A 25187-nucleotide genomic window follows, 5' to 3' on the forward strand; every position below is an offset into this window, starting at 1 on the left:
CTCAGCCCCCCGCCTTCGCCTTCAGCAGCGGCTTGGCCGCCTTCCTGAAATCCTCCCACGGATCGGAGCGAAGCGCCGCAAGGCGCGTCGGCGTGTTGTCGACCGTGAAATAGGCCGGGCCGATATCGGGGCTGAGCTCGCTCCATGCCAGCGGCATGGAGACCGCAGCGCCGGGGCGGGCACGCGTGGAATAGGGCGCCACGGCGGTCATGCCGCGCTGGTTGCGCAGGTAGTCGATGAGGATCTTGCCGCGCCGTTTCGACTTGGTGATGGTGGAGACGTATTTGTCGGGGCTGTCCTTCGCCATGGCGTCGGCGATGCCCTTGCAGAAGGCCTTGACGGCGGGCCAGCGCGCGGAGGGCTTGAGCGGGGCGCAGACATGCAGACCCTTGCCGCCGGAGGTCTTCACGAAGACCGCAAGGCCCGCCGCTTCGAGGCGCTTGCGGGTCTCCTCCGCCGCGTCGATGACGGCCTGCCATGTCACCTCCTCGCCGGGGTCGAGGTCCATGATGATGCGGTCCGGCCGTTCCCAGTCGGCCAGCGTCGAGCCCCAGGGGTGGATTTCCAGCGTGCCCGCCTGAACCAGCCCCATCAGGCCGTCGAGATCCTCGATGGCGACATAGGGCTCGTCGTCCTTCTCTGCCGGGTCCTGCACCTCGATGACATGGGCGTTGATGCCCTTCCAGGCGTGCTTCTGGAAGAAGGTCTGCCCGTCGATGCCGCCCGGCGCGCGCAAGAGGGCGAGCGGCCGGCCGACGATATGCGGCGCGATATAGCGCCAGACGTCCGTGTAGTAGTCCGCAAGCCCTTCCTTGGTGACGCCCTCGGCGGGCCAGTAGACCCGGTCGGGATGGGTGAGGCGCACGGTGCGGCGCGACGGCTTTTCGGCCCGAGGGGCGGCCGCGGCTTTTTCGGTGGCTTTCGACTTCGGCACTTCGGCAACGACCTCCGTGGCTGGCTTGTCTTCCCTCAGGCCCCGGAAGGCAGCATGGCGCAGATGCCCGTCGGCCGTCCAGGCCCGGAATTCCACTTCCGCCACCAGTTCCGGCCGCACATAGCGCGCCTGCCGCGCTTCCTCCGCCGTCAGCTTGCGGGAAAAGGGGCTCTCGTCCGTCCGCATGCGGTTCAGCCGCCGGAAGAGATCGGCGGCGACGCTCGCGCTGAAGCCGGTGCCGACGCGGCCGACGGGGTCCAGCTTGCCGTTGCGGTAGACGCCGAGCACCAGCGAGCCGATCGCCTGGCGCGAGACGGTGGAGGGGACATAGCCGCCGATGACGAATTCCTGCCGCGCCGAGCATTTCGACTTGATCCAGCTCTTGCTGCGGCCTTCCCGGTACGGCGCGTCGCGCAGTTTCGAGACGACGCCTTCGAGGCTGAGGCGGCAGGCGTGGTTCAGCACCAGCGCGCCGTTCTCGTCGAAATGCTGGCTGTAGCGCAGGATGCCCCCGGTTCCCGGCACGAGCTTTTCGAGCAGGGATTTTCGCTCCTCCAGCGGCATGCGCGTCAGGTCGTAGCCGTCGAGATGGAGAAGGTCGAAGAGGTAGAAGACGAACCGGTCGTCGCGCCCCTCGCTGAGATCGGCCTGAAGCGCGGAGAAGTCCGATGCGCCGGCGCCGTTCTCCACGACGAGCTCGCCGTCGATCAGCGCCGTGCCGACGGGCAGGTCCTTGAGTGCCGCGACGACGGCCTTGCCGAACTTCTTCGTCCAGTCGAGCCCGCTGCGGGTGAGGAGCTTGATGCGGCCGGCCTCGATGCGGGCCTGCAGCCGGTAGCCGTCGAACTTGATCTCGTGCAGCCAGCGCTCGCCGACCGGCGGCGAAGCGGCCAGCGTCGCCAGCGTCGGGGGCAGGAAGTCGGGCAGTTTCGCCTTGCGGGCGCCCTTGAGGCCGGCGGGGTCGGGGGCCGTGGCCTCCTCGGCCGCCGGCTCCGTCTTCTTCGCCCTCGCCCTCGCCGTCTTTCCGGCGGCCGATTTGCGGATGCGTCCGGTCCTGGAGGACCAGCCGGGTTCCTCGCCGGCGACATCGGCGATGTCTCGCCCGGTCTTCACCGATTCCGGCCGCTCTTCGAGAAGGTCGTCCTCGCCCTCGGGCACCGCGAATTCGTCGTCGCCCTTGATCAGCAGCCAGTTCTCGCGCTTTTCGCCCGGCCTGCCGTGCATGCGTACGAGATGCCAGCGGCCGTGCAGCTTCTCGCCGTCGAGCTCGAATTCCATATGGCCCTTGGCATAGGCCTTGCGGGCGTCGCCGAGCGGCGTCCAGGTGCCGCGATCCCAGACGATCACCGTGCCGCCGCCATATTCGCCCTTGGGGATCGTGCCCTCGAAGTCGCCGTATTCCAGCGGGTGGTCCTCCACATGCACGGCGAGGCGCTTCTCGCTCGGCACGAGGCTGGGGCCTCGCGTCACCGCCCAGCTTTTCAGAACGCCATCCATTTCGAGGCGGAAGTCGTAATGCAACCGCGTGGCGTCGTGCTTCTGGATGACGAAGCTGTGGCCGCTCCTGCGGCCTTTCCTGCCCTTCGGCTCGGCGGTGGACGTGAAGTCGCGTTTCTGCCGGTAGACGTCCAGCGTCGCCATGGGTCACCCTGCCTTTCGCCGGGTCGCTGCCGGCTTGCGTGTCGATGCGGCCTTTTTCGCGCCGCCGCGTTTTGCCTTGCCGGGCTTGCCCGTCTCGCCGGCGCTCTGGCGCAGCGCTTCCATGAGGTCGATGACCTTGCCCTCGGCCTTCGGCCTGACGGGCCTGATCTTGCGGCCTTCGATCTTCGCCTTCACCACCTCGGCCAGCGCGGCATCGTAGCGGTCGTCGAACGTCTTCGGGGCGAAGCGGCCGATCTTGGTGCGGATGATGTGCTCGGCGAGATCCAGCATCTCGCCCTTGAGCCTGATGTCGGGAATGTCCGCGAAGGCCTCCTCGGCCGGGCGCACTTCGTAGTCGAAGTTGAGCGTGGTGGCGAGGAGCCCCTCGCCGTGCGGGCGGATGAGGAGGGTGCGCATGCGGCGGAAGAGCACCGTGGCGGCGAGAGCCGCCACGTCCTTCGCCTTCATTCCTTCGCGGATCAGCGCGAAGGCCTCCGCGCCGTGGCGGTCGGACGGCGCGAGATAATAGGGCTTATCGAAATAGAGATCGTCGATATCGGCGCAGGCGATGAAGGCCTCGATATCCATCGTCTTGTCGCTCTGCGGCACCGCCGAGGCGACTTCCTCGGCGTCGAGCACAATATAGTCGTTCTCGCCGGCCTCGTAGCCCTTCGCCTGGTCCTCGCGCTCCACCACCTTGCCCGTCTGGCTGTCGACGAATTCCCGGTGCAGCCGGTTGCCGGTGCGGCGGTTGAGCATGTGGAAGGAAATGCGCTCGCTCGTCGAGGCGGCGGTGTAGAGCGCGACCGGGCAGACCAGCTCGCCCACCTTCAGGAAACCTTTCCAGTTCGCTCTCGGCGCCACATCCGCACTCCCGCTTCAAAGCGGGTGCAATGCGGACGGGCCGCGATTGTTCCGCGCCGCGGTGATCCGGAAACGGATGCGGCGCCCTTCCGTCGGGAAGGGCGCCGCATCGCATGCTCGGGTTGGTGCCCTGGGCTTACCAGGAGGGGATCAGGGCGCCCTTGAACTCGTCGTTGATGAAGGCCTTGATGCTGTCATCGTGATAGGCTTCGACAAGGGTCTTGACCCAGGGGGCGTCCTTGTCGGCGCGGCGCACGACGATCACGTTGGCATAGGGCGACTCGCTGCCTTCCATGGCGATGGCGTCGGTCTTCGGGTGAAGGCCCGCTTCCATTGCGTAGTTCGTGTTGATGACGGCGGCGTCGACGTCATCCAGCGAGCGGGGAAGCTGCGCGGCGTCGAGTTCGGAGAACTGGATGTTCTTCGGGTTCTCGATGACGTCGGCGGGGCCGGCCTTCAGGCCCGCTTCCGGCTTGACCTTGATGAGGCCTTCCTTGGCGAGGATGAGCAGCGCGCGGCCGCCGTTCGTCGGGTCGTTCGGGATGGCGACGGTCGCGCCTTCGGCAAGCTCGCCGAGGTTCTTCACCTTCTTGGAATAGACGCCCATCGGCGTGGTGATGGTCTTGCCGACGCTGACGAGATCGAAGCCGCGGTCGGCGATCTGGTTATCGAGATAGGGCTGGTGCTGGAAGGAATTGGCGTTGAGGTCACCATCGGCCAGCGCCTGGTTCGGCACGACATAGTCGGAGAATTCCAGGATCTCGATGTTGAGGCCCTTCTTGGCGGCGACGTCCTTGACCTTTTCCATGATCTGCGCGTGCTCGCCGGGCGTGACGCCGATCTTGATGTCTTCGGCGAGCGCCGGAACGCTGATGAGGGCGGCGAGGGCCGCCGAGACGAGGAACTTCATCATGTATATCTCCTTGATGTTACATGGATTTGGGAGGGGATAGCGTCAGCTCTTGCGGTTGCGCTTGTCGAAGCGCCGGGCGAGCGCGTCGCCCGCGCTCTGGACGAGCTGCACGAGGACGATGAGCACGATCACCACGGCCAGCATTACCTCCGGCATGAAGCGCTGGTAGCCGTAGCGGATGCCGAGGTCGCCGAGTCCGCCGCCGCCGACCGCGCCGACCATGGCCGAATAGCCGATCAGGCTGACGATGGTCATGGTGAAGGCGAGCAGGATCGCAGGGCGGGCTTCTGCGAGAAGCACCTTGAAGACGATCTGCATGGGCGTCGCGCCCATGGCGCGGGCCGCTTCGATCAGCCCCTTGTCGATTTCCCGGATCGCAGCCTCGACGAGACGCGCGAAGAAGGGAACGGTCGCGATGGTCAGCGGCACGATGGCCGCCGTGGTGCCGATCGACGTGCCGGTCAGGAGGCGGGTGAAGGGAATGATCGCGACGACGAGGATGATGAAGGGCGTCGAGCGCGCCGCGTTGACGATCAGCCCGATGGCATAGTTCAGCGCCGGCGCGGGGAAGAGCTCGTTCCGGCCGGAGGTGGCGAGGAACACGCCGATCGGCAAGCCGATCAGCGAGCCGACGAGGCCGGAGACGGCGACCATGTGCAGCGTCTGCAGCAGGGATTTCCAGAGCAGGTCGAAAAGCATGTCAGGCGACATAGCCGAGCACCTCCGTGGAAAGGCCGGTTGCGGCATAGAAGCGGTCGGCGCGCTCGATGACCTCGGGCGTCGCCGGATAGGCAACGACCAGCGTGCCGAAGGGCTCGCCCGCGATCTCCTCGATGGAGCCGGCGAGGATGTTGACGTTGCCGCCGATCTCGGTGACGAGCCGCGCCGTCAGCGGCTGGAAGGCCGTTGCGCCGAAGAAGGTGAGACGCACAAGGACGCGGTCGCCCGCCGAGGGCGCGGCCTTCACGCCGGAGCGCAGCCATTCCGGCAGGCTGGTGCCGAGAGTGGAGGAAAGAAGGATCTTCGTCGTCTCGTGCCTGGGCGCCGTGAAGATGTCGAAGGTCGGCCCCTGCTCGACGATGCGGCCCCTGTCGATGACCGCGACATGCGAGGCGATGGTCTTCACCACCTCCATCTCGTGCGTGATCAGCAGCACCGTCAGGCCGAGATCGGCATTGATCTGCTTGAGAAGGGCGAGGATCGACTGGGTGGTTTCCGGGTCGAGCGCCGAAGTCGCCTCGTCGGAGAGCAGCAGCTTCGGCGAGGTGGCGAGCGCGCGGGCGATGCCGACGCGCTGCTTCTGTCCGCCGGAAAGTTCGGAAGGATAACGCTCCGCCTTGTCGCCGAGGCCGACGAGATCGAGAAGCGGACCGACCTTCGCGCGGATCGCGGCGCGGTCCAGCCCGGCGATCTCGAGCGGCAGGGCGACATTGTCGAAGGCCGTGCGCGAGGACAGGAGATTGAAGTGCTGGAAGATCATGCCGACTTCGCGGCGCAGGCCCCTGAGGCCCGCGTCGTTCAGTCCGCCGACTTCCGTGCCGTCGACGACGACCCTGCCGGAGGTCGCCTTTTCCAGCCCGTTGACGAGGCGGATGAGCGTCGATTTCCCCGCGCCCGAGCGGCCGATGATGCCGGTGATCGCGCCGCGCCCGACCGTCATGTCGACGCCGTCGAGGGCGAGGAAGGCATCCGCGGCCGTGCCATAGCGCTTGGTCACGCCTTCGAAGGTAACCATGGGCGCAAGATCCGCTCGCTCATGCGAGGCGGTGCTGCCCGCGGCGGTTGGAAGTGTCATGTTCGGTTCACGCTTTCAGTCAGATCCTGGAGGAGATAGCATCGCTGCGGTGCCCTTGCGAGATGCAAGGCCATCCGGTTGGGGGCGACCCGCTGTCACATCCTGTCGCTCTCGGTCTCACGAAAAGCTTTAACGTGTCTTGCGGCCCGGTGAAAGTGTCCCGGAAAACGGGGCACGGGGCCTCTTTAGCCGGCCTGAGGCCGCTGTTCAATTGTCCTTTGGCAGGAGGTGGTCGGCTGCCCTCATTCCTGCCGGCGCACCAGCTTGCCCTCTTCCGCCTTGTAGAAGAACTGGCTTGCGACGAGCCAGCCCTTGAGCGGGCGCAGCGGCGGAATGCAGGTGAGCAGCATGAAGGGGCCGGTCACCAGAAGCTGCGTCAGCAGCGAGGCGCCGAAGGCGACCTCCAGCCACACGGCGAGCGCGACGCTCGGTACGCAGGCGAAGCAGATGACAAAGAAGGCCGGGCCATCGGCCGGGTCGGCGAAGGAATAGTCGAGGCCGCAGGCTTCGCATTTCGGCGCGAGGGTCAGGAACCCCTTGAAGAGATGACCCTGGCCGCAACGCGGGCAGCGGCCGCGGATCCCCGTCTGCATCGGTGGCAGCGAGGGATAGGTGTCATTCATGGCATGCATCCTTTCCATGGCATTCAATCCAATCATTAATGCTGTCATATGGATGCTTGAATGCATTCAATCTGTCGAGCAGACATACTGACGCAGGCGCGCGGGCGGAGATCGCGCGCGGCTGTCCCGAGGGCGGGAAGAGGATTGATTCAGAAGAACGAGCCGGCCATTTCGGGCGGGCCTTGGAGGGCATGGGCCATGAATTCGAGGGCGGAGCGGAGCTGCGGGCGGGCGATGGGGCCGCCGAGGCAGACGCGCACGGCCTCCGGCGGCGTGCCATCGACCGTGAAGGCGTCGCTCGCGACGACGCCGAGGCCGCTGTCGCGCATATAGGCGCTGAAGGTGGAGCGGGTCCAGCCATGCGGCAGGGGCAGCCAGATGTTGAAGCTCAGCGGGTCGGCGACATGGCTGCCTGTCGGCAGCAGGCTTGCGGCGAGCGCCTGGCGCTCCGCCGTTTCGATGCGGAGGGCCGCGAGGATCGCCTCGGCCGTGCCGTCCTCGGTCCAGCGCGTCGCGAGCGCGGCGGTGAGCGGCGAGGCCATGACGCTGCCGGCCCGCATCGCGCCGGCGAAGGACCAGAGCGCGCGGCTGTCGTCCGGCGCTGCGACATAGGCAAGGCGCAGGCCCGCGCCGATGCATTTCGAAAGCCCGCCGATATGCCAGGTAAGGTCCGGCGCATGGGCGGCGAGGGGCGCCGGCCCGTCGGCGGGAATAAAGCCGTAGGCGTCGTCCTCGACGATGGGCACGCGGTATCTTTGCGCCACGGCGGCGATTTCCGCGCGGCGCGCGGCGGGCATGGTGAAAGTCAGGGGATTGTGCAGTGTCGGGTTGAGATAGAGCGCCTTCGGCCTGTCGCGCTCGCAGGCCGCTGCGAAGGCGTCCGGCAGGATGCCGTCGCCGTCCATCGGCAGGCCGGCAAGGCGCAGGCGGAGCTGGGCGGCGATGGAGCGGATGCCGGGATAGGTGATGTTTTCCGAGAGCACCGTGTCCCCGGCGGCGGCGAGCGTGCCGAGGATCGCAAGCAGCGTCGGATGCGCGCCCGGCGTGACGAAGATGCGCTCCTGCGGCGGTGTCAGGCCGCGGCGCGCGAGCCACAGCGCGGCGGCCTCCTTGTCCACGGCCGCGCCGCCGAAGCCCTGGTAGCGCAGGAGCGGGACGAGATCGGCCGAAAGCGCGGCAAGCCCGCCGCGCATGCGGGCGAGAAGGGCCGGATCGTCGGGCTCGGGCGGCATGTTCATCGACGGGTCGACGATGGCGGCGCGACGCGGATCGGCGGGCGTGTCGGCAGGCGGGACGCCGGCCGGGGCCGCGGCATTGCCGGTCACGAAGGTACCGCGGCCGACATGCGATTGCACGAGCCCGCGCTTCTGTGCCTCCAGATAGCCGCGCGCCACCGTGGTGACGTCGATGGCAAGGCGCTTGGCCAGCGCCCGGTGCGTCGGCAGCTTGTCGCCGGCCGCCAGCAGCCCGCTGCGCAGGTCCGCCGCGATCAGGTCGGCGATCGCCATGTAGAGGGGGCTGTCACTTTGGCCGAGATCGGGATGCCAGTTCTTCATGCCGGGGATTCCATGTGCTGCGGATATTGACTGTATATTGCCTGCATGCCCGCCTGTCATCCACCGGTTCCGGACAAAGCGTCGCAAGGAAGCCTTGCCGTTGCCGCCCGCCATTGCGATAGTGGCGCCGTCGAACAGAGGGCAGAGGGCGAAGCTTGCCGTTGGAGGTCAGGGAAACAAGGGCGACGGCGCTCGGGGAGGCGGAAGCCTACCTCTCGGCCTCCTATTGCGACCACCGGCTGGCGCCGCAGGACCGGACCGGCGCCGTCGATTTCCGTCATCGCTGCGTGCAGCTCTCCGGCTCCGGCTTCAATTTCCTGCAATATGGCCACGAGGTCACGATCAGTTCCCGCTTCGAGGATTTCTACATGCTCGAAATGCCGGTCTCCGGCGGCGTGGACATCGCCTTCGGAACTGAGACCATCCGCTCGGAAGCGGGCAAGGCGCTGATCCTGTCGCCGGGGCCGAAGTTCCAGTCGCGCTGGCGGCGGGGCACGCGCCAGCGGATGCTGCAGATCGACCGCAGGCTGGTCGAGGAGCGCCTGGCGGCGATATCGCGCCGGCGCGGCGGCAGTCCGGTGTTCAATCCCGTCATCGACCTTTCCAGCCGGCACGGGCGACAGCTCGCCTCGGTCCTCAGCGCCTTTTCCGAAATGCTTGCGGACGACGCCTTTTCGGATGCGCCGCAGGCCGTCGACGCGGCGCTCGGCTCCGTCGTCGACCAGCTCCTCGGCAATGTCGCCTTCACCAGCGCCGCATCGGTGATCCCCGAGCGGCTGCATGTTTCGCCCCGCCATGTGAAGCAGGCGATGGATGCGCTGCGATCCCGCTATGCCGAACGCCTGCTGATGCCGGTGATCGCGGGCGAGATCGGCGTTTCCGAGCGGGCGCTCTACGAAGGATTCCGGACCTATTACCAGCGCACGCCGCATGAGATCCTGACGCGCATCCGCATGGAGGCGGCGCGCCGGCTGATCCGCGAGGAGCGCCTTTGCGCGGCCGAGGCGGCACGGCGCGTCGGCATCCATCACCTTGGCCGCTTTTCCGCCACTTATAGGGAGGCCTTCGGCGTGCTTCCCTCGGCGGATATCCGCCGCGATCACTGACGGCGCCGGCCCCGGCCGGCACTATCCACATCCTGCAGAATTCGCGCCGGGTTGCCCCGCCGCGGCATCATTCCCCATGACAGCTTCATGACGGGACCCTAATGTCCGCCCGGACGCCGCGTGAGGGCGGCGGGCGGGAGAATGAAATGCTGATCGGCTTCGATGTCGGTTCGACCTCGATCAAGGCGGCGCTGTTCGACATGAACGGCACGGTGCTCGACCATTGGAGCCGCGGCTACCCGACCGAGCGTCCCGCATCCGGCATGGTCGAGCAGGACCCGCAGCACTGGCTGGACGGCATCCGCGATGCGATCGACGCCCTGCTCGTCGGCCGCAATCCGGCCGATATCCGCGCGGTCGGCCTTTGCAGCCAGGTCAATACGGACGTCTTCGTCGACCGGGACGGCAAACCGCTGGCGCCGGCGATCTGCTGGCAGGATATTCGGGCCGGCGCGGAAGCGGCGGCACTGGATGCCACGATCACATCAGCGGAAAAGCGCAGCTGGTGGGGCGCCGAAATGCCGATCGGCGCGAGCCATGTGCTGGCGAAGATGATGTGGTTCGCCAAACACCATCCCGATCTCTGGGAGCGCACGCACCAGGTTCTCTCGACGCGCGATTTCTGCCTGCTGCACCTGACGGGCGAGGCCTCGTCCGATCCCGTCTCCGCCTTCGGCCATGTCGGGCAGGACCTCCGCTATATCGACGCGCTGATCGCCCGGGTGCCCGGCGCGGCGAGCAAGCTGCCGCCGCTCCGGCATTTCACCGAGATCGCCGGCGAGATGGCGCTCGGTTCCTCCGGCCGCAAGGTGCCGGTGGTGACGGGCACGATGGATGCCTGGGGCAATCTCTTCGGCTGCGGCGTCTGCCGGCCGGGACAGGGCATGTATGTCAGCGGCACTTCCGAGATCCTGGCGCTCGCGGGATCGCAGCGCATCGGCGCGCCCGGCATCGTCACCTTCGCCACCATCGACGGGCTGGTGGTCAATGCCGGGCCGACGCAGAGCGGGGCGGATTCGCTGCGCTGGTGGGCGGCGACCGCGGGCGTGGAGCCGGGCGACGTGCCGCGGCTCGCCGGCCTTGCCAGCCGCGACGACCGGCCGATCCTCTTCCTGCCGCATCTCGAAGGCGAGCGCGCGCCGCTCTGGGATTCCGAGATCCGCGGCGCCTTCATCGGCCTCGACAGCCGGGCCGGCGGGCCGGATTTCGCGCTCGCCGTGCTGGAAGGCGTAGCGCTGGCGGCGCGCCATGCCATGGGCGCGCTCATCGATGCGGCGGGCTTCCGGCCGGACCACATGCTCTATGGCGGCGGCGGCGGGCGCTCGGACCTCTGGAGCCAGATCCGCGCCGACTGCCTCGGCATTCCGCTGCACCGCTTCGCCTTCGTCGATGTCGGCTGCCTCGGCGCGGCGATCCTCGCGGCCGTCGGCATCGGCGCCTTCGGCTCGATAGCCGAGGCCGTGCCGGCGATGACCAGCGTCGAGCGGGTCTTCGAGCCCGATCCGCGGCGCGCTGCGCGCTACGACGCCATGTTCCACGCCTATCGCAACGCCATCGATGCGCTTCGCCCCATCGGGCTGATCCGCACCCAATGAAGAAAACGATCTTTCCGGAGAGGAGAACCACAATGAAGAAATTCGCATTCGCAGCAGCCATCGCGGCGCTCATGGCGTCGGCTTCGGCGGCTTTTGCCACCGACATCACCATCCTGACGCCCTATATCGGCTCGGTGCCGACCAACGAGATGGCGCAGAGCTTCAAGGCGGAGGGCGAGAAGCGCGGCTGGAACGTCACCATCATCGACACCCGCAGCGATTTCGGCCAGCTCGCCTCGCGCATGGAGGACACGATCAACGCCAAGGCCTCGGCCATCGTGTTGGTCTCGACGGACCCGGCGCAGGTCGAGGATCAGGTGGCGCTTGCGGCGAATGCCGGCATTCCCGTCATCTCGCTCGACGGTTCGAAGAACGCGCATGTCGCGGTCAACGTCACCTCCAACAATTTCGATCTTGGCACCCAGCTTTCCGACGCGCTCTTCAAGGCGCTTGGCGGCAAGGGCAATATCGTCAAATTCTTCCATTCGGCGCATCCGGGCGTGCACCAGCGCGAGCTGGCGCTGGACGAGGCCCTGAAGAAGAACCCTGACGTGAAGGTCATCGCCGATCATTTCGTGAAGGTGCCGGGGCCGGTCGATGACGGCCGTATCGCGATGGAGAACATCCTTCGCCAGCACGGCGACGAGATCAATGGCGTGTGGGCGGCCTGGGACGATCCGGGCGTCGGCGCGGAGCTGGCGACGGAATCGGAAAAGCCGGATGCCAAGTTCATCATCATGGGCATCGACGGCAGCGAGCAGGCGATCGAGATGATCAAGTCCTGCACGCGCTACAAGGCGACCTTCCGCCAGGACTTCCCGAAGATGGCCGCCGTCGGCGCCGAACAGCTCGAGAAGATCCTGGGCGGCGGCAAGGCGGACAAGGACGAGCTCTTCGTTCCGGCCGTCATGATCACGCCCGAGACGCTCGGCGTGACCTGCCCGTAACGAAGGATCGCCGGCCATGCTGCTTGAGATCAAGGGCCTCGAAAAACGCTTCGGCGGCGCGCGGGCGCTGGCCGGAGCGAACCTTTCCGTGGCCGCCGGCTCGGTGCATGGCCTCATCGGCGAGAACGGCGCGGGCAAGTCGACGCTGATCAAGACGCTCTCCGGCCTCGTGCGGCCGGATGCCGGCGATATCCGTGTCGACGGCGCGCCGATCGCGATCAGCAGCGTGCGGGAGGCGGAGGCGCTCGGCTTCCGCTTCATCCATCAGGAACTCAGCCTCGTGCCGCAGTTCGACGCCGTCGAGAACGCCTTCGTCGGCCGGGCCTATCCGAAGCGCGGCCCCTTCATCGATCGCGCCGCCATGCGGCGCGCGGTGGCGGCGACGGCGGCGGCGATCGCGCCTGACCTGCCGCTCGACGTACCGGCCGGGCGGCTGACCACGGGGCAGAAGCAGCTTGTCGAGATCATCCGCGCGCTGATGAACGAGCCGGCGCGGCTGGTGGTGATGGACGAGCCGACGGCCTCGCTTTCCGAAGGCGAGGCACGGCGCCTGCACGAGGCGGTGCGGGCGCTGGCGGCGCGCGGCGTCGCCGTCATCTACATTTCCCACCGGCTCGACGAGGTGGCCGAGATATGCGACGCCTTCACGGTGCTGCGCAACGGCGCGACGGCCGGGACCGGCGTGATGCAGGGCACGACGCGGGCCGATCTGGTGCGCATGATGTCCGGTCACGAGGAGATCACGTCCGGCCGTCCCTCCGTGCCCGCCGTCGGCAAGCCGGTGCTGGAGGTTCGCGACCTGCCGTTCGGGCAGCGCGGCAACACGCTGTCGCTGACGGTCGGCGAAGGCGAGATCCTCGGCCTCTACGGGCTGGTCGGCGCAGGCCGGTCGTCCCTCATGAAGATGATCTGGGGGGCGCGGCGGACGGAGGGCGGAACGGTCTTCCTCGACGGCCATGTCCTGAAGCCGGGCGACATCCACGCGCGCATCCGCCGCGGCGGCGCCTATGTACCGGAGGATCGCCGGCATGAGGGGCTGGTGACGGCCCGCTCCATCGCGGAGAACGTGGCGATCAGCGATCTTTCGCGGGTGCGGTCCCATCCGGCGCTGCCGGTCACCAGCCGCGGCCGGCTGGCGGCGCGGGCGGAGGACATCCGCACGCAGCTTTCGGTGAAGATGGGCTCGCCTTGGGCTCTGCCGCTGACGCTTTCCGGCGGCAACCAGCAGAAGCTGCTGTTCGGCCGCTGGTTCGGTGGGCGCATCCGCCTGCTCATCCTCGACGAGCCGACGCGCGGGGTCGATGTCGGCGCCAAGGCGGAAATCCATGCCATCGTCCGGCGCATCGCCGCTGAGGGCGCGGCCGTGCTGATGACGACCAGCGACATGGACGAACTGCTGGCGCTCTCGCATCGCGTGGCCGTCTTCGCCAATGGCGAGATCACGGCGCGGCTGGAGGGCGAGGCCATCACGCCGCCGCGCATCATCGACGCCGCATTCCATCACGAGACCAGAAGAGAACCCGCCGCATGACCGGCCTTGTCAGACAATACGGAACGCTCATCGCGCTCATCGCGATCGTCGTCGTCTTCTCCATCGCCTCGCCGGGCGCGTTCGGCTCCATGTCGAACCTCGTCAACATCACCCAGCAGATGACGCTGCTCGCCATTGTCGCCATCGGCGCGACTGTCGTGATGGCCGTCGGCGAGTTCGACCTTTCGACCGCTTCCATCGTCTCCTTCGGCGGCATTTTCGTCGTCTACCTCCTCAAGCTCGGCGTGCCCGCGCCGCTCGCCTGCTTCCTGGTGCTGGCGGTTGCGGCGCTCTTCGGCGCGGTCTCGGGCTATGTGGTCTCGCGCTTCCAGGTGCTCTCCTTCATCGCGACGCTCGCGACCGGCACGATCATCGGCGGCATCACCTTCTGGGTCTCCGACGGCGCGACACTGCTCGGCGATATCCCGGCCGGCTTCCGCGACATGGCGCGCGGCCATATGCTCGGCCTGCCGACGCTGACCTGGTGGCTGATCGCCATCGCCCTTGTCGTCTGGATCCTGCTCGACAAGCTGGAATTCGGCCGCCGGCTCTATGCCATCGGCGGAAACCGCGAGGCGGCGCGGCTGGCGGGCGTCCGGATCGTCTCCAACACGACGGCGGCCTTCGTCGTCTCGGCGGTTCTCTCGGCGCTGGTCGGCATCCTGCTCACGGCCCGCATCGGCAGCGCGAGCCCGACGGGCGGGGGCGGCTATCTGCTGACCGCCTATGCTGCCGTCTTCCTCGGCATGACGGCCTTCCGCGAGGGCGAGGCGAACCTGCCGGGCACGGTGGTCGGCGCGGCGATCATCGCCGTCATCGGCAATGGCCTCACCATTCTCGGCGTCTCGACCTTCCTTCAGGACATCATCACCGGCACGATCATCCTCTCCGCCGTGCTGGTGCGCCGCATCGGCAGGGGGGCGGCATGACGGCGGCGGGCGCGGCAAGAGGGCGGCCGGGGCGCTACGGCCGGTTCGGCGGGCAGTTCGTGGCACCGGTGCTGCTGCCGGTGCTCGACCGCCTCGAAGCCGCCTTCGACCAGGCCTGGGCGGACCCCACCTTCCGCCGCACCTTCGAAGACCTGCTGGAGCGCTTCGTCGGTCGGCCGACGCCGGTCTTCGAGACGGTGACGCTCGCCTCGGCCAATGGTGGGGCGCGCATCATCCTCAAGCGCGACGACCTGACGTTCAATGGTGGCAACTACGCCAATTCCGCGCTCGGCCAGTGCCTTCTCGCCGTGCGCATGGGGCTCGGCTCGGTGGTCACGGATACCGGCTCCGGCCAGAACGGGGTCGCGGCGGCGGCGGTCGCCGCCCGGCTCGGGCTTTCCTGCATCATCTATATGGGCAGCAGCGATGCGGCGCGGCATGCCGCGACGATCCGGAAGATGCGTGCCTTCGGGGCCGATCTCCGGATCGTGGAGGATGCCGACCGGACCTTGAGCGCCGCGACCTCCGCCGCCATCCGCCACTGGATGGGCAACAGCGCGACGACGGCCTATCTCGCCGGCGCGCCGATCGGCGCCCATCCCTATCCGGCGATGGTCAGCGCCTTCCAGGCGGTGATCGGCCGCGAGACGCGGCTGCAGCTTATCGAGGCCGGCGTGCTGCCGCGCGCCATCGTCTCGGCGGTCGGCGGTGGCTCCTCGACCATTGGCATCTTCTCCGCCTTCGTCGGCGATCCGCAGATCCGGCTCGTCGCGGTCGAGGCCGGCGGCCGGTCCGGCGGGGATGCGCCGCATTCCGCCCGGCTCGGCAAGGGGCGGCGCGGCATCTTCCACGGCGCCGAGACGCTGGTGCTGGCGGATGAACACGGCCAGATCCTGCCGACCGCCTCGATCGCGCCGGGGCTCGCCTATCCAGGCTCGGCGCCGGAGATCGCCGATCTCGTCGAGCGCGGCCGCGTGGAGACCGTCGCCGTCACCGACGAGGAGGCCCGCCAGGCCGTGCTGCGGCTGGCGAAAAGCGAGGGGATCCTCGTCTCGCTGGAGGCGGGCCATGCGGTGGCGGCCGCCGAGCGCATCGCCCGGCTCTACGACCGCAACGACGCCGTCGTCGTCATGGTGGCTTCCGCCGGCGACAAGGATCTCGACGTCATCTGGCCGGAAAGCTGACCATGGCGCGTTCTCCCAACCGCATCGACCGCATGTTCCAGCGCCTCAAGGCGGAGGGCCGCATCGCCTTCGTCACCTTCACCGTCGCCTGCGATCCGGATTTTGCCGAAAGCCTCGCGCGGCTGCGGCTGCTTGTCGGAAACGGCATCGATCTCCTGGAGATCGGCCATCCCTATTCGGACCCCATTCTCGACGGCGCGACGATCCAGACCGCCAACCGGCGGGCGCTCGCGGCGGGCGGCAATCTCTCCCGCACGCTGGATCTCTGCGCCGCCTTCCGGGAAGAGGACGATACGACGCCCATCGTGCTGATGGGCTATGCCAATCCGCTTCTCGCCATGGGCTACGAGGCCTTTGCCGCGCGCGCCGCGGCGGCGGGCGTCGACGGCCTCATCGCCGCCGACCTGCCGCTTCGCGAGGCCGAGCCGCTGCTGAAGGCGCTCGGCAGGCATGGGCTGGTGATGATCCCGCTTGCCGCTCCGTCGCTGCCGGCCGAGGATTTCGTTTCCGCCAGCAAGGGCGTCGGCGGCTTTCTCTATTGCATTCCCGTCGTCGGGCCGACGGGCGGGCCCTCCGCCTCCATCGAGGCAATCTCGGATGCGGTGGCGCGCTGCCGGACCGTCAGCCGCCTGCCCGTCCTCGTCGGCTTCGGCGTCAAGACGCCCGACATGGTGGCGGCCGTAGCGGAAGTCGCAGATGGCGTCATCGTCGCAACGGCCCTCATCGACCGGTTCGAGGCGATGCGCGGGCAAGGGGATGCCGAGGCCTTCCGCCGGGCGGCCGCCGGGCTGGTCGCCGGCTACCGGCAGGCCGTCGATGGCCGGTAGCCGGCTTAGAATGTAGTGACGATTTAGGGTTCCAATTAGGTCAGATTCCATTCCGGCTTTTGAAGGTCACCCATGGATGCGGGTAAGCTGAGCGGTGCTACTTCCACGACACCATTCGCGATGGCGGAGCTGTTGCGGCTACTCCGCCATGGCCGAACGAAGGCATCCTCATGCTTGCGACTGGCGCATCTACAGAAACGAAGCTCATTGAGCGCTTCTTTGCCAAATTCAAACGGCTCCGCCGCGTCGCAACGTGATACGACAAGCTGCCCGCGAACTTCCGAGGCTTCGCCCTCATCGCCGCCATAACCATCTGGATTAGATAGTTAATCGTCAATACAGCCTAACTCACGTCGATCAGGGCGATGCCGAGATCACTGCGGTGCCGGCGGCGCAGCCTGGCCGGCGTTTCGCGCAGCACCACCTCCAGCGTCGGGCGCACATGGCCTTCGAGGAAATGCCCGCCCCTCGTGCTGCCGTCGGAAAGGCCGAGCACGACATGCAGGTGAAGGCTCGCCTGGCCGTCGTCGTCGAGCGCGACGTCGCCGATCAGGCTCAGCACCTCCGACTGCACCTCCACGGGTATCTTCTTGTAATTCTTCGTCTCGTATTCGAAGAAGGCGATGGTCGCGGCCCGGAAGGCGCCGATGGCGGTAATCGAGGCCGCCGTCACGCCCTCGCGCTTCGCGAACCCGGTCAGGCAGGAAAAGGCCTCGTCCCCTTCCTCGAGAACGAGGATGAAGGTGCGCTCGCCCGCATCGCTTGCCAGAAGTTTGTGCTGCATCGTTCGCCTCCCTTCGTCGAAGGGAAAGGCGCGAGAACCGATCCGGTTCCCCGGCTCAGGACGCCGCGGCCTCCTTCCGGGCGCCCGCCGCCGCGATGGTCGCGAGTGCCGAGCGGATGGCCGAGGGCGACGAGGACTTGGCAAGGGCGCAGGTCGCCGTCGAGAGCGAGCCCACCCGGATCGACTGACCGCCCCGCGCATTGGCAAGCGCGAACATCGATTCGTCCGTCAGGTCGTCGCCGACGGCAACCGGCAACCGGCCGAGAAAGGGCGGCTGCTCCAGGTAGGAGGCGACCGCCTCGCCCTTGTCGGCCCGCGACGGGCGGATCTCGAAGACCATCTTGCCGGGCTGCAGCACCCAGGCCGGCCCCGCCGCCTCCGCGAAATCGCGCATGATCTTTTCGAGCGCGGTGTCGTAAGCCGGCGCCAGCCGGTAATGCGCCGCGACCGCCGCGCCCTTGTCCTCGATCAGCACGCCCTCCATCCAGGCGGTTTCCTCGACCAGCCGGCGCTTGAGCGCGTCGAAGCCGGAGGTCTGCTCGACCGCCGAGGTCGCCCCGTCGGCCGCCCGGAACTCCGCGCCGTGCAGACCGGCGATCGGAAAGCGATGCGGTGCGAAGAGCCCGTCGGCATAAGAGAGGCTCCGGCCCGTCACCAGCGCCAGCGCGCCGCCGAGGCGGCCCGAGACCGCGGCAAGGTCGACCGGCAGGGACAGGGGAACCTGAATGGCGTCCGGCGTCGTCGCAAGGTCCAGCAACGTTCCGTCGATGTCGAGAAAGAGCGCCCAACGGTCCGGCTCGTCGATCAGGCGGCGGACGAGGTGACGGGTCGCCGCATCGGTCGGCTGCAATTTTTCCTGTTCGCTCATGGGTCTTGCAAGTAGATCGCATTTGCCGGGCGGCAAGGGGGTATCTGGGAACAAGTTTTACCCCGCCGCATTCTCACTTCGCAGTTCTGGAACCGGTGGGAGGCGATATGGGAAAGCAGAGCGCGAAAGCCGAGGAGTACCATCCCGCCATCGCCCACGGGGCGACCGACCTGCCCGCGGTACGGGTCAGGAGCTGCAATCTGGAGCTGCGCGACCGCAACGGCTTCATCGGCGACCAGGCCAACAAATCCGCCTTCCGCGACGCCATCGACGGCTGGCGCCGGCGGGTGCGCGAAGGCGGCGAGGACCCCCTCGGCGACGTTGCCACGGAGGACCTGTCGAAGAAGGACATCGACGCTCTCCTCAAGGACGAGACCTCGGATGCCGCCGCGCTGGTGCTCGCCGCGATAGACGACTTCGCCAAGGACCTTGCCGCCATCCTCGCCCGCTACATGAAGGAAAAGGACTGGCAGGGGACGACGAAGATCGCCGTCGGCGGCGGTTTCAGCGACAGCAAATCGGGCCTGATGGCGATCGCCCGCGCGCAGCTTCTCCTCAATGCCGAAGGCCTGAAGCTGAAGCTGGTGCCGATCTCCCATCACCCCGACGAAGCCGGGCTCATCGGCGCGGTGCATCTCATCCCCTCCTGGATGCTGAAGGGCCATGACGCGATACTCGCCGTCGATATCGGAGGCACGAACATCCGCGCCGGCGTGGTCAAGCTCAACCTCGACGACAAGCCGGATTTCTCCAAGGCGAAGGTCTGGAAATCGGAACTGTGGCGCCATGCCGACGACGAGCCCCGCCGCACCGCCACCATCGAATATCTCGTCGACATGATCGGGACGCTGATCGGCAAGGCGGAAAAAGCCAAGCTAGCGCTCGCCCCGGTGATCGGCATCGGCTGCCCCGGCATCATCGCGCCGGACGGCGCCATCGCCCGCGGCGGGCAGAACCTTCCGGGCGGCAACTGGGAAAGCACGCATTTCAACCTGCCCGACGCATTGCGCAAGGCAATCCCCGAGATCGCCGGCGAGCCCACTTTCATCATCATGCACAACGATGCGGTCGTGCAGGGGCTTTCAGAGCTGCCGCGCATGGCGGATGTCGATAACTGGGCCGCGGTGACGATCGGCACGGGCCTCGGCAATGCGAGCTTTTCCCGCACCGACGTCTGAAACCTATATGTGCTTTGGAGGATCGTCGTTCTCGTCCGGATTGGGGTTGGGTTCCTCGTCGGGCAGGCGGTCGGGCTCCGGCTCCTTGATCGGCGGCGTCGGCTTGTCGATGGGCGGAAGGTCCGGCACCGGCGTCGGACCTGGATTGGGCTCGTTGGGGATGATGGCCATGACGGTCTCCTCTATTCGTCGACATCGCGCGGGACATGGCTGTCGACGCCGCGCGCCAGCAAGCCCTCCGCCCGCACGTCTCGCAGCCCCTTCACCCGCCGCAGAAGCCCGATGAGATGGCGCCGGTCGTCCTCGCTGTCGACCGCCCCGTCCAGTTCGGCGACACCGTCCCGGATGGTGATTTCCAGCATGTCGAGATCGACCCGCTCGTCGTCCTCGAGCGTCTGCATGATGCGCGCCTCGAGGTCGTCGTCGGCGATCGCCTCCTCGTTCCCGTCGGAAAACGGCATGGGCGCGCCGTCGACGTCCCGCAGGTCGGGATCGGCCTCGACCTCCACGCCCTTGTTGTCGCGCGCGTCGAAATTGGTCCCCGGCGCGCCGTAGGGCGCGTTCTTCCCGTCATTCAGGTCGCCGTCATTGTCCGGATAGGGCCAGCCGTCGCGGATGTCGCGCTGTTCGTAATCGCGAAAGTCGTCTTCGCGGGGGGCTTGCTTGCGGCCGTTCATCGTCATCTCCGTCGCTTGTATGCCTGAAGAGGTTCGAACCGATCCGCCCGCCCATTGTTCCGCCGTGCCGGAACCATTTGCCGCAAGGCCGGTTTCTTCCGCATCGAGACAACCAGGGAGCGCATCATGCCAATCACCTATCATGTCGTGCCGCACGAAGACGGCTGGGCCTACCGGCTGGACGACGTCTTTTCCGAGACATTCCCCAATCATGCCGAAGCGCTCGCGGCCGCCCGCCTTGCGGCCGAACGGCACGAAAGAAGCGACGAGGACCGCTTCATCTCCTATGAGGACGAAGATGGCCGGTGGCACAACGAGGTGGCGGCGGGGCGGGACCGGCCGGAGACCGAGGTGGAGGATAGCGCCGAAACGGCGACGGACGACCCGCCGGCCTGACGCTCAGCTTTCGAGAAACGGCCTGATCTTGCGCAGTTCCGCCACGAAGCGGCCGCGCTCCTGCTCGGCATCGGGCCGGCCGCGGCTGCGCAGCAGCGCGGAAGGGTGGACGGTGATCAGCGTCGGCACGCCGCTTTCCGTCTCGACGATGCGGCCGCGATCCGCCGTGACGGCGTGGCGCTTGCCGAGAAGAGCGAAGGTCGCGGTCGCGCCCAGCGCGACGAGGAGCGCCGGTTTCAGCCGCTCGATCTCGCCGCCCAGCCACCAGGCGCATTGCCGGACCTCGCCGGTATTCGGCCTTTCATGGATGCGCCGCTTGCCGAAGCGCTTGAACTTGAAATGCTTGACCGCATTGGTGAGATAGCAGGCGGAACGGTCGATGCCGGCCTCCTCGAGACATCCGTCGAGGAAGCGCCCGGCCGGGCCGACAAAGGGATGGCCGAGCTGGTCTTCCCGGTCGCCCGGCTGCTCGCCGACGAGAAGCACCCGCGCCCGCTTCGCGCCCTCGCCGAAAACGACCTGAGTCGCCTCGCGGTAGAGGTCGCAGCGCCGGCATTCCGCCGCCGCGGCGTGCATCTCCTCAATATCGCCTTGCGCGTGTTCCTGAAAAGCCGGCGCCGGCGTGCTCGCCTTCTTCAGCATGACCGTATTCCCAGCGGATGACTGCCCCCCTTCAATCCGCAAGCCTGCCGGTTGTTCCTCACGTCACGAGGGAAAGAGGCGGGCATATTCCCGCTCGCTTTCGCCATAGGAATTCGCCGCGAAGGCTTCGAGGGCCGCGCGGTTGCGGATGACGACGATGCCGCGCTGGGAATAGATGAAGCCGTTGCCTTCCAGCACATGCAGGGCGTTCGTGACGCTCGCCCGCCGGACGGCGAGCATCACCGCCAGGAATTCGTGCGTCAGGGCCAGCCGGTCGCCGTCCACCCGGTCGTGGCACATCAGTATCCAGCGCGCGAGGCGCTCGTCGACATGATCGACGGCCTGCGAAAGCGCCGTGAAGGCGACCTGGCAGGAAAAGGCCTGCACCCAGCGCAGCATGACGGCGCGCAAGGCGGGCCGCGCCTCGACCTGCCTTTGAAAATCCTCCCGCCGGATGCGCAAGCCATGCCCGTCCACCTGCATGACCGTGCGGAACGGATTGCTGTCCGTCCCGAGGATGGCGGAGGACGGCGACATGCCTTCCCGCCCGATGATGCCGATTTCGGCCTGCTTGCCCGTCGGCGACACCACCACCGTCGAGATGATCCCCGTGCGCGGAAAGTAGCAATGGTCGATCGGCGACAGGGGCTGGGAGAGTTCCAGCCCCTGCGGCAGGGCCACATCGGTCATCAGGGACAGGAGGGCATCGCGCTCCTCCGGGCCGAGCGCCGCCAGAAGCCTGTTCTGCCGCGTCATGGCCCCGTCCACCCGGAAGGAATTTGCTCAGGCTCGGCCGGCAGCAGGCCGGCCGTCGCCTGCCACGCCGCCTGCAGCGCCTCGAAAAGCTGGGCATACTGGAAGGCGCTGCGATCCCAGGAGAAATCCGCCTTCATGGCCTGCCGCTGCAGGCTGGCCCAAGCCTCGCGATCCTCGAACGCCTCGCAGGCGCGGCGCACCGCCTCGCGGAAACTGTGCGGCTCGATCGGGTGGAACTGGAATCCCGTGGCGACGGCCCGCGCCATCGCCGCCTCGTTGGCGTCGATGATGGTTTCGGAGAGCCCGCCCGTCCGCCCGACCAGCGGAATGGCGCCGTAGCGCATGGCATAGAGCTGGGTAAGGCCGCAGGGCTCGAAGCGGGACGGCTGCACCAGCACGTCGCAGCCCGAGACGATGAGATGAGCGAGTTCCTCGCTGTAGCCGATATGCACGGCAACGCGGTCCGGGTGGCGCCGGGCGCAGTCCCTGAGCGCGTCCTCTATCGCCGCATCGCCCTGGCCGCAGACGACGAACTGGCCACCATGCTGCACGACTTCCTCGGCGGCATCCGGAATCATGTCCGCGCCTTTCTGCCAGGCAAGGCGCGTCAGCGCGGCAAAGAGCGGCCCGCCGGCATCCCCGAGACCGAAATGCGACAGCATCGCCGCGCGGTTTGCCTGCCGGCGCGGCAGCGAGCGCGCATCGTAGCGGCGGGGAACGAGCGGATCGGAGGCCGGATTCCAGATATCGGAATCGATGCCGTTGACGATGCCGTAAAGCGCCGAGCGCCGCGTCTGCAATACGCCGTCGAGCCCCATGCCGAGCTCCGGCGACAGGATTTCCCGCGCATAGGTGGGGCTGACGGTGGTCACCACGTCGGACGAGAGCAGCCCGCCCTTCAGGAAGCCGACGCCGCCGTAATATTCGAGGCATTCGATGCCGAAGGCTGCGTCGGGAAGGCCGAGCCGGCCGGCGATATCGAAGGAGAACTGCCCCTGGAAGGCGAGGTTGTGAACGGTGCAGACCACCGGAAGCGAGCTGCGGAACGCATAGCGCAGATAGACCGGCACGAGCGCCGTCTGCCAGTCGTGGACATGCACGATATCCGCCCGCACCGCCAGCACCTCCCCGAGCGCGAGCCTTGCCCCGGCGAGCGAAAAGGCCGCAAAGCGCAGCCAGTTGTCCGGGTGGTCTCGCCCTTCGCCATCGAGATAGGGGCCACCCGGCCTGTCATAGAGCTCGGGGATTTCGAGCACGAGCAGGTCGAGCCCGTCGGCCTCGGCCCGCGACAGGACGGCATCGTGGCCGAGCAGGCCGTCGAGCCGGGCCACCGGCGACCGCCGGGGCAGATGCTCCAGCACCGCGCGATAGCCCGGCACGAGCGTCGAGACCAGAATGCCATGGGACCGCAGCGCCTTGGGGAGAGCCCCCGCGACATCCGCCAATCCCCCGGTCTTGATGAGAGGAAAAACCTCGGAAACAGTCGACAGAACGTTCATGGCCCGTCAGGTGACACTCCGCGCGAAGGACGAGAAACGCATCAGCGCCCGGCATCGCTGCCGGGCGCAGGTCCACGGGGAGGATCAAGCGGAAGCGCGAAGCTCGACCGCCACCGACGGCCGCGGCTTGCCACGACGCGCCGACAGCGCCACGCGCTTCAGCGGAAGGGGGACGACGGGAGCCTCGGCCCGCGTGGGCGAGTGTGCCTCCCTCACCCGTTCGGCCGCCATCTGCCAGTGGCGATCATGCTGGCCGTCGGGGCAGCCTTCCGTTTCCCAGATGCGATAGGCTTCGCTGCGAACGAGATCTTCAAAATCGACCATGAGAGCGTCCCTTTTCTGAGCTGATGGCGTCAACGCCCGCCGACTTTTTCTTCTGGACGGCTTGGGGCCGTCATCGTGTGGCGGGAATTTCCTGCAACCCATCAACCGGCCTGTCCGTCGATTGTTCCCGGAAAAAATCGGGTTTGACGAAAATCTTCCCGCCTGCCCGCGCGACCGGAGGCGGCCCGCCGGGGCCGCCTCCAAGCAGACGGTCAGGCCGCCTTTTTGGCCTTCGCATTGGCCGAGGATTCGGCAAGCTTCGTCAGCTTCTTGTCGGTCGCGGTCTCTTCCTCCAGATTGGCCTGCAGGAGCGGAACCGCCTTGTCGAGGCCGATCTGCTTTGCCCAGGCGATCAGCGTGCCGTAGCGGGCGATCTCGTAATGCTCGACCGCCTGCGCGGAGGAGATGAGACCCGCATCGAGCGCCGGGGTGGCCTTGAAGCTCTCCATGATCTCCTCGGCCTCGGCGATGATGCCCTGGATCGCCTCGCAGGTCTTGCCGCGGGGCGCCTTGCCGAGGAGTTCGAAGACCTCCTCCAGCCGCTCGATCTGCCCCTGCGTCTCGTCGCGATGATGCAGGAAGCCCTGCTTGCCCTCCTCCGACTGCGCTGCCCGCGCCATCTTGGGCAGCGCCTTCAGGATCTGCTTTTCCGCATAGTAGATGTCCTTGAGAGTATCGAGGAACAGGTCATCCAGTGTCTTCTCGGTAGCCATTGATGTCTCCATGGGTATGAGGGAACGGATGCTCGAACTCGGGGGCATGCCCGAATGTTCCACGTGGGACGGAGACGTTCAGATCGGCTTGCTGAGATAGGGAGAACCCCGCACCGCAAAGCGCCACGGCCGGTCCGCCGCCTTGCTGATGCCGATCCGCACGCCGGAGGTGGAGACGGGCGGCTCGACCGGCAGGTCCAGGCGGAAGGGCGGCTCGAAGAGGGAAAGGCCGTTCATTCCGCCGCCGACGGCAAGCGCCTTGCAGAGATTGCCCGGCCCGGCGCAAAGCCGCCGCGTCACGGCGAGCGAGCGCCGCGCCATCATGGTCTCGACGCCTTCCGTCGGCTCCAGGGCGCGCAGCAGCACGGCGCTGCCCGGCTCGCAGACGAAATTCAGGCACCAGTGCAGCCCATAGGAGCGGTAGACATAGGCCCGCCCGGCATCGCCGAACATCGCGGCATTGGAGGGCGTCGGCCCGCGATGGCTGTGCGAGGCCTCGTCGTCGCGGCGGTAGGCCTCGGTTTCCACGATGATGCCGCCGACACCATCGACGAGCAGCAGCACGCCGAGAAGATCGGCCGCGACATCGACGGCATCGCGCGCGAAGAAGGATCGGTTCAGGGCCATGCCATGATCCTAGAACGGCACCGGCGCAGCGGGCAACGCCCGCGGCCTGGCGATCCATGGAGAAAAACGGGCGGCCGGGACTCGGGGGAGCCTCGGCGACGGACACGCTTGAGAATCCGCCCGGCCGCAAGGCGGCCGCACCCTCCCGTTTCGGGAAGCCGGAACCTGCCACCGGAGGCGCGGGAGGGAAAGCCGCGCGCGAACCTTTCCCCGCTGCGTACGGGATCGTACAAAGCCGCCATGGTTAGAGCATTTCCAGCAAAAGTGCGAAGCGGTTT

Annotated in this window: 26 protein-coding genes; 9 read left to right on the top strand and 17 right to left on the bottom strand. The window is 67.5% G+C overall.

From position 1 onward, the window contains the following. Nucleotide 1 precedes the first annotated feature (1 nt). From ligD to ShzoTeo12_RS13160, 7 genes are all read right to left on the bottom strand, one after another. Nucleotides 2-2575: a DNA ligase D gene (gene ligD, locus ShzoTeo12_RS13130; RefSeq protein WP_318910004.1), complete on the bottom strand. Its 2574-nt coding sequence runs from the start codon at nt 2573-2575 to the stop codon at nt 2-4. 3 nt (nt 2576-2578) lie between these two features. Then, a complete protein-coding gene (locus ShzoTeo12_RS13135) occupies nt 2579-3439 on the bottom strand; it encodes a Ku protein (RefSeq protein ID WP_318910005.1) in 861 nt (286 codons plus the stop codon). A 136-nt stretch (nt 3440-3575) separates the two neighbouring features. Further along, nucleotides 3576-4352, bottom strand: a complete 777-nt coding sequence (locus ShzoTeo12_RS13140; RefSeq protein WP_318910006.1) for a MetQ/NlpA family ABC transporter substrate-binding protein — start codon at nt 4350-4352, stop codon at nt 3576-3578. Nucleotides 4353-4394: 42 nt separating this feature from the next. Continuing rightward, on the bottom strand, nt 4395-5063 hold the full coding sequence (locus tag ShzoTeo12_RS13145) for a methionine ABC transporter permease (RefSeq protein ID WP_318910007.1): 669 nt from the start codon (nt 5061-5063) through the stop codon (nt 4395-4397). Next, the gene (locus tag ShzoTeo12_RS13150; RefSeq protein WP_318910008.1) at nt 5053-6087 is read right to left on the bottom strand and encodes a methionine ABC transporter ATP-binding protein; all 1035 of its coding nucleotides are present in this window, start codon (nt 6085-6087) and stop codon (nt 5053-5055) included. Before ShzoTeo12_RS13150 ends, ShzoTeo12_RS13145 begins: the two co-directional genes overlap by 11 nt. A gap of 302 nt (nt 6088-6389) precedes the next feature. Beyond that, the gene (locus ShzoTeo12_RS13155; protein ID WP_119256775.1) at nt 6390-6770 is read right to left on the bottom strand and encodes a DUF983 domain-containing protein; all 381 of its coding nucleotides are present in this window, start codon (nt 6768-6770) and stop codon (nt 6390-6392) included. Nucleotides 6771-6919: 149 nt separating this feature from the next. After that, entirely contained in the window at nt 6920-8326 is a 1407-nt protein-coding gene (locus ShzoTeo12_RS13160; RefSeq protein WP_318910009.1) for a PLP-dependent aminotransferase family protein, read from the bottom strand. A gap of 161 nt (nt 8327-8487) precedes the next feature. On the opposite strand from ShzoTeo12_RS13160, the gene ShzoTeo12_RS13165 reads away from it, so the two are divergent. The 7 genes from ShzoTeo12_RS13165 (at nt 8488) to trpA (ending at nt 16445) form a co-directional block, all read left to right on the top strand. Continuing rightward, nucleotides 8488-9432 (top strand): AraC family transcriptional regulator, encoded by a 945-nt coding sequence (locus ShzoTeo12_RS13165; RefSeq protein WP_318910010.1) that lies wholly within the window; start codon nt 8488-8490, stop codon nt 9430-9432. 146 nt (nt 9433-9578) lie between these two features. Continuing rightward, the gene (locus ShzoTeo12_RS13170) at nt 9579-11027 is read left to right on the top strand and encodes a xylulokinase (RefSeq protein WP_318910011.1); all 1449 of its coding nucleotides are present in this window, start codon (nt 9579-9581) and stop codon (nt 11025-11027) included. A gap of 32 nt (nt 11028-11059) precedes the next feature. Beyond that, on the top strand, nt 11060-11974 hold the full coding sequence (locus tag ShzoTeo12_RS13175; RefSeq protein ID WP_318910012.1) for a sugar ABC transporter substrate-binding protein: 915 nt from the start codon (nt 11060-11062) through the stop codon (nt 11972-11974). A gap of 16 nt (nt 11975-11990) precedes the next feature. Further along, nucleotides 11991-13505, top strand: a complete 1515-nt coding sequence (locus ShzoTeo12_RS13180) for a sugar ABC transporter ATP-binding protein (RefSeq protein ID WP_318910013.1) — start codon at nt 11991-11993, stop codon at nt 13503-13505. Beyond that, the gene (locus ShzoTeo12_RS13185) at nt 13502-14434 is read left to right on the top strand and encodes an ABC transporter permease (RefSeq protein WP_318910014.1); all 933 of its coding nucleotides are present in this window, start codon (nt 13502-13504) and stop codon (nt 14432-14434) included. The genes ShzoTeo12_RS13180 and ShzoTeo12_RS13185 overlap by 4 nt, the downstream gene beginning before the upstream one ends. Then, nucleotides 14431-15618, top strand: coding sequence for a tryptophan synthase subunit beta (trpB, locus tag ShzoTeo12_RS13190; protein WP_318910015.1), 1188 nt, complete (start codon nt 14431-14433; stop codon nt 15616-15618). The genes ShzoTeo12_RS13185 and trpB overlap by 4 nt, the downstream gene beginning before the upstream one ends. Nucleotides 15619-15620: 2 nt before the next feature. Continuing rightward, complete coding sequence (gene trpA, locus ShzoTeo12_RS13195; RefSeq protein ID WP_318910016.1) at nt 15621-16445, top strand: tryptophan synthase subunit alpha; 825 nt, start codon at nt 15621-15623, stop codon at nt 16443-16445. A 343-nt stretch (nt 16446-16788) separates the two neighbouring features. Here the strand turns inward: trpA and ShzoTeo12_RS13200 are convergent, their stop codons facing one another. Further along, nucleotides 16789-17229: a PPC domain-containing DNA-binding protein gene (locus ShzoTeo12_RS13200; RefSeq protein ID WP_318910017.1), complete on the bottom strand. Its 441-nt coding sequence runs from the start codon at nt 17227-17229 to the stop codon at nt 16789-16791. A 55-nt stretch (nt 17230-17284) separates the two neighbouring features. After that, complete coding sequence (gene otsB / locus ShzoTeo12_RS13205) at nt 17285-18097, bottom strand: trehalose-phosphatase (RefSeq protein WP_318910018.1); 813 nt, start codon at nt 18095-18097, stop codon at nt 17285-17287. Nucleotides 18098-18204: 107 nt separating this feature from the next. On the opposite strand from otsB, the gene ShzoTeo12_RS13210 reads away from it, so the two are divergent. Next, entirely contained in the window at nt 18205-19275 is a 1071-nt protein-coding gene (locus tag ShzoTeo12_RS13210) for an ROK family protein (protein ID WP_318910019.1), read from the top strand. 3 nt (nt 19276-19278) lie between these two features. Here ShzoTeo12_RS13210 and ShzoTeo12_RS13215 read toward each other — a convergent pair whose 3' ends face one another. Then, nucleotides 19279-19446 carry a hypothetical protein gene (locus ShzoTeo12_RS13215; protein WP_162911356.1) on the bottom strand — a complete coding sequence of 56 codons (168 nt, stop codon included), beginning with the start codon at nt 19444-19446 and terminating at the stop codon, nt 19279-19281. Nucleotides 19447-19457: 11 nt separating this feature from the next. Beyond that, nucleotides 19458-19952: a BON domain-containing protein gene (locus ShzoTeo12_RS13220; RefSeq protein WP_318910020.1), complete on the bottom strand. Its 495-nt coding sequence runs from the start codon at nt 19950-19952 to the stop codon at nt 19458-19460. A 123-nt stretch (nt 19953-20075) separates the two neighbouring features. On the opposite strand from ShzoTeo12_RS13220, the gene ShzoTeo12_RS13225 reads away from it, so the two are divergent. Next, nucleotides 20076-20348: a DUF2188 domain-containing protein gene (locus tag ShzoTeo12_RS13225; RefSeq protein WP_119256773.1), complete on the top strand. Its 273-nt coding sequence runs from the start codon at nt 20076-20078 to the stop codon at nt 20346-20348. A 3-nt stretch (nt 20349-20351) separates the two neighbouring features. Here ShzoTeo12_RS13225 and ShzoTeo12_RS13230 read toward each other — a convergent pair whose 3' ends face one another. From ShzoTeo12_RS13230 to ShzoTeo12_RS13255, 6 genes are all read right to left on the bottom strand, one after another. Further along, nucleotides 20352-20990, bottom strand: coding sequence for a UdgX family uracil-DNA binding protein (locus ShzoTeo12_RS13230; protein ID WP_318910021.1), 639 nt, complete (start codon nt 20988-20990; stop codon nt 20352-20354). Between the two features lie 63 nt (nt 20991-21053). Beyond that, complete coding sequence (locus ShzoTeo12_RS13235; RefSeq protein ID WP_318910022.1) at nt 21054-21746, bottom strand: Crp/Fnr family transcriptional regulator; 693 nt, start codon at nt 21744-21746, stop codon at nt 21054-21056. After that, nucleotides 21743-23245: a glycogen synthase GlgA gene (gene glgA, locus ShzoTeo12_RS13240; protein ID WP_318910023.1), complete on the bottom strand. Its 1503-nt coding sequence runs from the start codon at nt 23243-23245 to the stop codon at nt 21743-21745. The genes ShzoTeo12_RS13235 and glgA overlap by 4 nt, the downstream gene beginning before the upstream one ends. An 84-nt stretch (nt 23246-23329) precedes the next feature. After that, entirely contained in the window at nt 23330-23569 is a 240-nt protein-coding gene (locus ShzoTeo12_RS13245; RefSeq protein ID WP_119256467.1) for a DUF2934 domain-containing protein, read from the bottom strand. 212 nt (nt 23570-23781) lie between these two features. Further along, nucleotides 23782-24282 (bottom strand): ferritin-like domain-containing protein, encoded by a 501-nt coding sequence (locus ShzoTeo12_RS13250; protein ID WP_318910024.1) that lies wholly within the window; start codon nt 24280-24282, stop codon nt 23782-23784. Nucleotides 24283-24360: 78 nt separating this feature from the next. Then, complete coding sequence (locus tag ShzoTeo12_RS13255; RefSeq protein ID WP_318910025.1) at nt 24361-24909, bottom strand: DNA-3-methyladenine glycosylase; 549 nt, start codon at nt 24907-24909, stop codon at nt 24361-24363. Nucleotides 24910-25187 lie beyond the last annotated feature (278 nt).

It is taken from the genome of Shinella zoogloeoides, assembly GCF_033705735.1.
GTDB classification, from domain to species: domain Bacteria; phylum Pseudomonadota; class Alphaproteobacteria; order Rhizobiales; family Rhizobiaceae; genus Shinella; species Shinella zoogloeoides_A.

Excerpts from the sequence above, each read along its gene's own strand:
- otsB (WP_318910018.1), bottom strand. The coding sequence starts at position 18,097 with ATGAGCGAACAGGAAAAATTGCAGCCGACCGATGCGGCGACCCGTCAC.
- ShzoTeo12_RS13160 (WP_318910009.1), bottom strand. The coding sequence starts at position 8,326 with ATGAAGAACTGGCATCCCGATCTCGGCCAAAGTGACAGCCCCCTCTAC.
- ShzoTeo12_RS13180 (WP_318910013.1), top strand. The coding sequence starts at position 11,991 with ATGCTGCTTGAGATCAAGGGCCTCGAAAAACGCTTCGGCGGCGCGCGG.
- ligD (WP_318910004.1), bottom strand. The coding sequence starts at position 2,575 with ATGGCGACGCTGGACGTCTACCGGCAGAAACGCGACTTCACGTCCACC.
- ShzoTeo12_RS13170 (WP_318910011.1), top strand. The coding sequence starts at position 9,579 with ATGCTGATCGGCTTCGATGTCGGTTCGACCTCGATCAAGGCGGCGCTG.
- ShzoTeo12_RS13220 (WP_318910020.1), bottom strand. The coding sequence starts at position 19,952 with ATGAACGGCCGCAAGCAAGCCCCCCGCGAAGACGACTTTCGCGATTAC.
- ShzoTeo12_RS13215 (WP_162911356.1), bottom strand. The coding sequence starts at position 19,446 with ATGGCCATCATCCCCAACGAGCCCAATCCAGGTCCGACGCCGGTGCCG.
- ShzoTeo12_RS13185 (WP_318910014.1), top strand. The coding sequence starts at position 13,502 with ATGACCGGCCTTGTCAGACAATACGGAACGCTCATCGCGCTCATCGCG.
- ShzoTeo12_RS13140 (WP_318910006.1), bottom strand. The coding sequence starts at position 4,352 with ATGATGAAGTTCCTCGTCTCGGCGGCCCTCGCCGCCCTCATCAGCGTT.
- ShzoTeo12_RS13145 (WP_318910007.1), bottom strand. The coding sequence starts at position 5,063 with ATGTCGCCTGACATGCTTTTCGACCTGCTCTGGAAATCCCTGCTGCAG.
- ShzoTeo12_RS13255 (WP_318910025.1), bottom strand. The coding sequence starts at position 24,909 with ATGGCCCTGAACCGATCCTTCTTCGCGCGCGATGCCGTCGATGTCGCG.
- ShzoTeo12_RS13150 (WP_318910008.1), bottom strand. The coding sequence starts at position 6,087 with ATGGTTACCTTCGAAGGCGTGACCAAGCGCTATGGCACGGCCGCGGAT.
- trpA (WP_318910016.1), top strand. The coding sequence starts at position 15,621 with ATGGCGCGTTCTCCCAACCGCATCGACCGCATGTTCCAGCGCCTCAAG.
- ShzoTeo12_RS13250 (WP_318910024.1), bottom strand. The coding sequence starts at position 24,282 with ATGGCTACCGAGAAGACACTGGATGACCTGTTCCTCGATACTCTCAAG.
- ShzoTeo12_RS13175 (WP_318910012.1), top strand. The coding sequence starts at position 11,060 with ATGAAGAAATTCGCATTCGCAGCAGCCATCGCGGCGCTCATGGCGTCG.
- ShzoTeo12_RS13155 (WP_119256775.1), bottom strand. The coding sequence starts at position 6,770 with ATGAATGACACCTATCCCTCGCTGCCACCGATGCAGACGGGGATCCGC.
- ShzoTeo12_RS13230 (WP_318910021.1), bottom strand. The coding sequence starts at position 20,990 with ATGCTGAAGAAGGCGAGCACGCCGGCGCCGGCTTTTCAGGAACACGCG.
- ShzoTeo12_RS13200 (WP_318910017.1), bottom strand. The coding sequence starts at position 17,229 with ATGCAGCACAAACTTCTGGCAAGCGATGCGGGCGAGCGCACCTTCATC.
- ShzoTeo12_RS13210 (WP_318910019.1), top strand. The coding sequence starts at position 18,205 with ATGGGAAAGCAGAGCGCGAAAGCCGAGGAGTACCATCCCGCCATCGCC.
- ShzoTeo12_RS13245 (WP_119256467.1), bottom strand. The coding sequence starts at position 23,569 with ATGGTCGATTTTGAAGATCTCGTTCGCAGCGAAGCCTATCGCATCTGG.
- ShzoTeo12_RS13235 (WP_318910022.1), bottom strand. The coding sequence starts at position 21,746 with ATGACGCGGCAGAACAGGCTTCTGGCGGCGCTCGGCCCGGAGGAGCGC.
- glgA (WP_318910023.1), bottom strand. The coding sequence starts at position 23,245 with ATGAACGTTCTGTCGACTGTTTCCGAGGTTTTTCCTCTCATCAAGACC.
- trpB (WP_318910015.1), top strand. The coding sequence starts at position 14,431 with ATGACGGCGGCGGGCGCGGCAAGAGGGCGGCCGGGGCGCTACGGCCGG.